Source organism: Nevskia sp., assembly GCF_023266035.1.
In the GTDB taxonomy this organism is placed as follows: Bacteria; Pseudomonadota; Gammaproteobacteria; order Nevskiales; family Nevskiaceae; genus Nevskia.
The window spans coordinates 1-5,174 of sequence record NZ_JAHFRY010000206.1; the positions used below are offsets into that span (position 1 = coordinate 1).

A 5,174-nucleotide genomic window follows, 5' to 3' on the forward strand; every position below is an offset into this window, starting at 1 on the left:
CGAACATCGGCCAGTCGATGACCCAGAGCGCCGCCCAGGCCTTGGTATCGGTGAAGCCGTGATCGAGGCCGACCTTGATGCGCAGCGCGCCCATGGCGTCGCAGACGATCTTGTACTTGTCGGCACCGAAGAACAGCAGATCGCCGTCGACGGCGCCGCTGCGGCTGATGATGCCGGCGAGTGCGGCGTCGGACAGGTTCTTGACGATCGGCGACTGCAGGCCGTCGCGGCCCTTTGCAGTCCACTCGTTGACCTTGATCCAGGCCAGGCCGCGGGCGCCGTACTGGCCGACCATCTTGGTGTAATCGTCGATCTGCGAGCGCGGAATCTTGCCGCCACCCGGTACCCGCATGACCACCACGCGGCTCTTCGGATCGGACGCCGGTGCTGCGAACACCTTGAACTCGGAATCGGCGACGAGATCCTTGATCTCGACCAGTTCCAGCGGGTTGCGCAGGTCTGGCTTGTCCGAGCCGTAACGGCCCATGGCGTCGGCGTAGCTCATGTGCGGCAGCTTGCCCAGATCGACGTTCATGACCGACTGGAACAGGTCGACGAACATCACCTCGATCATCGCCATGATCTCTTCCATCGACAGGAACGAGGTCTCGACGTCGAGCTGGGTGAATTCCGGCTGGCGATCGGCGCGCAGATCCTCGTCGCGGAAGCAGCGGGCGATCTGATAATAACGATCGAGGCCGCCCATCATCAGCAGTTGCTTGAACAGCTGGGGCGACTGCGGCAGCGCGAAGAACTTGCCTTCGTGGGTGCGGCTCGGCACCAGATAGTCGCGCGCGCCTTCCGGCGTGGCGCGGGTCAGGATCGGCGTCTCGACGTCGATGAAGCCGAGCTCGTCCATCTTGTTGCGGATGCGCCGGATCACGTCGTGGCGCAGACGCAGGTTCTTCTGCATCAGCGGCCGGCGCAGATCGATGTAGCGGTACTTCAGGCGGGTTTCCTCGCCGACCAAATCATCGTCGAGCTGGAATGGCGGGGTTTCCGACTTGTTCAGCACTTCCACCGAGCGGCCGAGCACTTCGATGCGGCCGGTCGGCAGGTTGGCGTTGACCGTGCCTTCCGGACGAGCGCGGACCAGGCCGGTGATCTGCACGACGTATTCGCTGCGCAGGCGTTCCGCGGCGGCGAAGGTTTCGGCGTTGTCCGGATCGAAGACGATCTGCAGCAGGCCTTCGCGGTCGCGCAGGTCGATGAAGATCACGCCACCGTGGTCGCGGCGGCGCTGGACCCAGCCACAAACCTGGACGGTCTGGCCGGTCAGCGCTTCAGTGACCTGGCCGCAATAATGGGAACGCATCATCGAAATCACACAACGATATGAACAGGGCGGCGATTGTACGTCAGGCGCTTCAGCGCGGGCTGACGGGCAGCCCCGATTGCGGGACGGTCGGCGTGGTGCCGGGGGCAACGACGCCGAGCGAGATGATGTAGCGCATGCCTTCCTCGACGGTCACGTCGAGGAATTTCAGCTCCGCGGCCGGCACCTGCATGATGAAACCGCCGGTCGGGTTCGGGGTGGTCGGCACGAACACCGGGATCAGATCCTGGCCGGTCGCTTCACGCACCACTTTCAGCGGGTCGCCGGCCTGGAAGCCGATCGTCCACAGCCCGGTACGCGGCCATTCGATCAGCACCACGCGCTTGAACGCCGTCGATTCCCGCGAGAACAACGTCTCGGCGAGTTTCTTGACGCCGCCGTACAAGGTGCGCACCAGCGGAATGCGGAACAGCATTTCCTCGATCCAGTGCAGCAGCCGGCCACCGAGGTAATTCGCCGCCAGCGCGCCGGTACCGAACACCAGACCGACGCTCAGGAACACGCCCAGGCCCGGGAAATCCGGGCGTAGCGACGTTGGAATCAGCAGCAGGCTGGTATCGAGCAGGCCGATCAGGAAACGGATCACCAGCAGGGTCGCCGCCAGCGGCACCCAGATCAGCAGCCCGGCGAAGAACCATTGCCGCAGCACCACGCGCAGCAGGCGCGGCGCGGGCTCGGGAGGCAGCTGCGCTTCCGGCAGCGGCTCGCCGAGGTCGCTCACCGGTTCAGGCGACCGGCGTGGTCGGTGCCGCCGGCGTTGCAGCAGGCGCCGCAGCGGCGGGTGCCGAGGCAGGCTTGTCAGCGACCTTGTCAGGCTTGACGGCGCTTTCGGCACTGTCACCGGCGAGATTGCGCTTGTTGTCCGACTTGAAGTCGGTCTCGTACCAGCCTGCGCCCTTCAGGCGAAAGCCGGCAGCGGAAATCTGCTTGGTCAGGCTGGGCGTGTGGCAAGCCGGGCAATCGACGGCCGGCGGATCGGACAGCTTCTGCAGGATCGTCGTCGGCTTGCCGCAGTGGGTACAGGCGTATTCGTAGAACGGCATGGTTCACCTCTAAAACGCGATTCTATTCCGAGATGGCACGGTGGGACTGCCCGCGTCGAATTCAAGCCAGAAACGGGCCACCGTCGACGCCCGCCGTAGAGGCCTTCAAGGTCGGGTATCCACGGGCAAGCCCGTCTACAAGGCAGTGCGGTCGTTCCGTTCCGCACCGGATGCAACCGGATGCAACCGGAGACGACCTTGAAAATGCTCGCAGTCCTGGCAATCCCTGCCGCGCTGATCCTGCAGGCGGCAGCGCCGGCGCAAGCGGCATCGATAGTCCACGACCTGAAGGCGACGCCGACCACCGTGCACCGCGGCTTCTTCGATGCCTCGCTGCCGCCGGTGCTGACCATCGACTCCGGCGACATCGTGCGTCTGGAAACCGCCAGCGGCAATCCACGCTACTTCGAAGGTCTCGGGGTGCCGAAGGAGAAGATTCCGAAAGAGCTGTATGCCGCTTTCGAAGGCGTGGAAGGCGCCGGGCGCGGCGATCACACGCTCAACGGACCGATCCGCGTCCGCGGTGCCGAGCCCGGCGACGTGCTGGAAATCCGCATCCGTTCCGTTGAAGTCCGACTGCCGATCGCCGGCCAGGGCTTCCGCCCGAAGCGAGGCGTGCTGCCCGATGAGTTCGATTACCAGAAGGACCGGGTACTGTGGATCGACATGAAGCGCCAGAGCGTCGAGTACGCGCCTGGCGTCGAAGTGCCGGTCAAGCCGTTCTGGGGCGTGATCGCGGTGGCGCCGGAGGCCAGCCGCGGCCGTGTTGCCAGCGGCCCGCCCGACGTGTTCGGCGGCAATCTCGATAATCGCGATCTCGGCGCCGGCAGCACGGTGTTCCTGCCGGTGCAGGCCACCGGCGGGCTGGTCTCGATCGGCGACGGCCATGCGGTGCAAGGCCATGGCGAGGTCTGCCTGTCAGCGGTGGAAGCCTCGCTGAAAGGCGAAGTGCAGATCATCCTGCACAAGAACAAGGCGCTGAAGGGACCGCGCGCGGAAACCGCGACTCACTACATGAGCATCGGCCTCAATCCCGACCTCGACGAAGCCGCCCGCCTGGCGACCAGCGACATGGTCGACTTCCTGGCGACCACCAAGGGCCTGTCGCGAGACGACGCCTACATGCTGTGCAGCGCGGCGATGGACCTGATCATCTCCGAAGCCGTCGACGGCACCAAGGGCGTGCACGCGATGCTGCCGAAGTCGATCTTCCGCAAGTAGCCTCGCACGCCTCGCCCAGCAAAAAGCCCGGACGACTCGCGTCATCCGGGCTTCCGGTGCATCAGGCGCTAGGCAGGCTCAGAACGCGTCGCCCGGCACCCGCACCCAGCCTTCCATCAGCACGCGGGCCGAGCGGGACATGATCGCTTTCTTGACCACCCACTGACCGTTCTCCTGAGTCGCTTCGGCACCGACTCTCAAGGTGCCGGACGGATGACCGAAGCGCACCGCCGTCCTCGCACCGCCACCTGCCGCTAGATTGACCAGGGTGCCGGGAATCGCCGCCGCGGTGCCGATGGCCACCGCCGCTGTGCCCATCATCGCGTGATGCAGCTTGCCCATCGACAGCGCGCGGACGTTGAGATCGATCTCGCCCGCCTTGATCGCCTTGCCGCTGGACGAGACGTAATCGGTCGGCGGCGCTACGAACGCCACCTTCGGCGTGTGCTGACGCTTGGCGGCTTCGGACACGTCCTTGATCAGGCCCATGCGCAGCGCGCCGTAAGCGCGGATGGTCTCGAACTTCGCGAGCACTTCCGGCTTGCTGTTGATCGCTTCGCGCAGCTCGGTGCCGGTGTAGCCGATCTCCGCCGCGTTGATGAACACGGTCGGAATGCCGGCGTTGATCATCGTCGCCTTCAAGGTGCCGATGCCGGGCACTTCGAGATCGTCGACGAGATTGCCGGTCGGGAACATCGAACCACCACCGTCGCCATCACCTTCATCGGCCGGGTCGAGAAACTCGATCTGCACCTCGGCCGCCGGGAAGGTCACGCCGTCGAGCTCGAAATCGCCCGTCTCCTGCACCGCACCGTTGGTGATCGGCACGTGGGCGATGATCGTCTTCAGGATCTGCACCTGCCAGATGCGCACCGTGCAGATGCCGTTCTGCGGAATGCGTGCGGCATCGACCAGGCCGTTGCTGATCGCGAACGAACCGACGGCCGCCGTCAGGTTGCCGCAGTTGCCGGACCAGTCGACGAAGGCCTTGTCGATCGACACCTGACCGAACATGTAATCGACGTCGTGATCGGCCTTGGTGCTCTTGGCCAGGATCACGGTCTTCGAGGTCGAGGACGTGGCGCCACCCATGCCGTCGATCTGCGCGCCGTAAGGATCCGGCGAGCCGATCACCCGCAGCAGCAGCTTGTCGCGCGCTTCGCCCGCGACCTGGCAGCGCTCGGGCAAGTCCGTGAGCTTGAAGAACACGCCTTTCGAGGTGCCGCCGCGGACGTAGGTGGCGGGGATCTTTACCTGCGGAACATGGGTCATCAGAAGTCTGCTCAGTTGTATTGGTTGATCGCTTTAGCCACCCATCTCCCGCGAGGGGTGAAGGGCTATGCGTCCGACTCCACTTGCACGTCCTTAAAGCAAACCAAATTGCTGCTGAGGCGGCTCGGGCGCTGCCGCAAGCGGCCAGCGACCCACCACCTCGTAGCGATACGGGTTACCGCAGCCCCGCACCAGCAGCAGCTCATCGACGGTCCATTCGATCGGTTCGATGGCCACGGATGGCAGTGGCGACGGCGCCTTGTAGCTGATGGTCAGGTGTGGGCCGTGACCGGAATCGTCTT

The 5,174-nt window shown here is 65.0% G+C and carries 5 protein-coding genes and 1 pseudogene; 1 reads left to right on the forward strand and 5 read right to left on the reverse strand.

The window, feature by feature from the left end:
- The 3 genes from aspS to Q0D45_RS20770 form a co-directional block, all read right to left on the reverse strand.
- Nucleotides 1–1,318, reverse strand: a 1,318-nt coding sequence (aspS, locus tag Q0D45_RS20760; RefSeq protein ID WP_293397585.1) for an aspartate--tRNA ligase, incomplete at its 3' end; no start/stop codon positions are given.
- 49 nt (nt 1,319–1,367) lie between these two features.
- Entirely contained in the window at nt 1,368–2,057 is a 690-nt protein-coding gene (locus Q0D45_RS20765) for a DUF502 domain-containing protein (protein WP_293397588.1), read from the reverse strand.
- 4 nt (nt 2,058–2,061) lie between these two features.
- The gene (locus Q0D45_RS20770) at nt 2,062–2,379 is read right to left on the reverse strand and encodes a zinc ribbon domain-containing protein (RefSeq protein ID WP_293397591.1); all 318 of its coding nucleotides are present in this window, start codon (nt 2,377–2,379) and stop codon (nt 2,062–2,064) included.
- 204 nt (nt 2,380–2,583) lie between these two features.
- Here Q0D45_RS20770 and Q0D45_RS20775 point away from each other — a divergent pair, with 204 nt between their 5' ends.
- Nucleotides 2,584–3,600, forward strand: a complete 1,017-nt coding sequence (locus Q0D45_RS20775) for an acetamidase/formamidase family protein (protein ID WP_293397594.1) — start codon at nt 2,584–2,586, stop codon at nt 3,598–3,600.
- Between the two features lie 78 nt (nt 3,601–3,678).
- Here Q0D45_RS20775 and prpF read toward each other — a convergent pair whose 3' ends face one another.
- Together prpF and Q0D45_RS20785 are read right to left on the reverse strand one after the other, a co-directional pair.
- Nucleotides 3,679–4,872: a 2-methylaconitate cis-trans isomerase PrpF gene (gene prpF, locus Q0D45_RS20780; RefSeq protein WP_293397597.1), complete on the reverse strand. Its 1,194-nt coding sequence runs from the start codon at nt 4,870–4,872 to the stop codon at nt 3,679–3,681.
- Between the two features lie 93 nt (nt 4,873–4,965).
- Nucleotides 4,966–5,174: pseudogene (locus Q0D45_RS20785) on the reverse strand (2'-5' RNA ligase family protein); the annotation flags it as partial.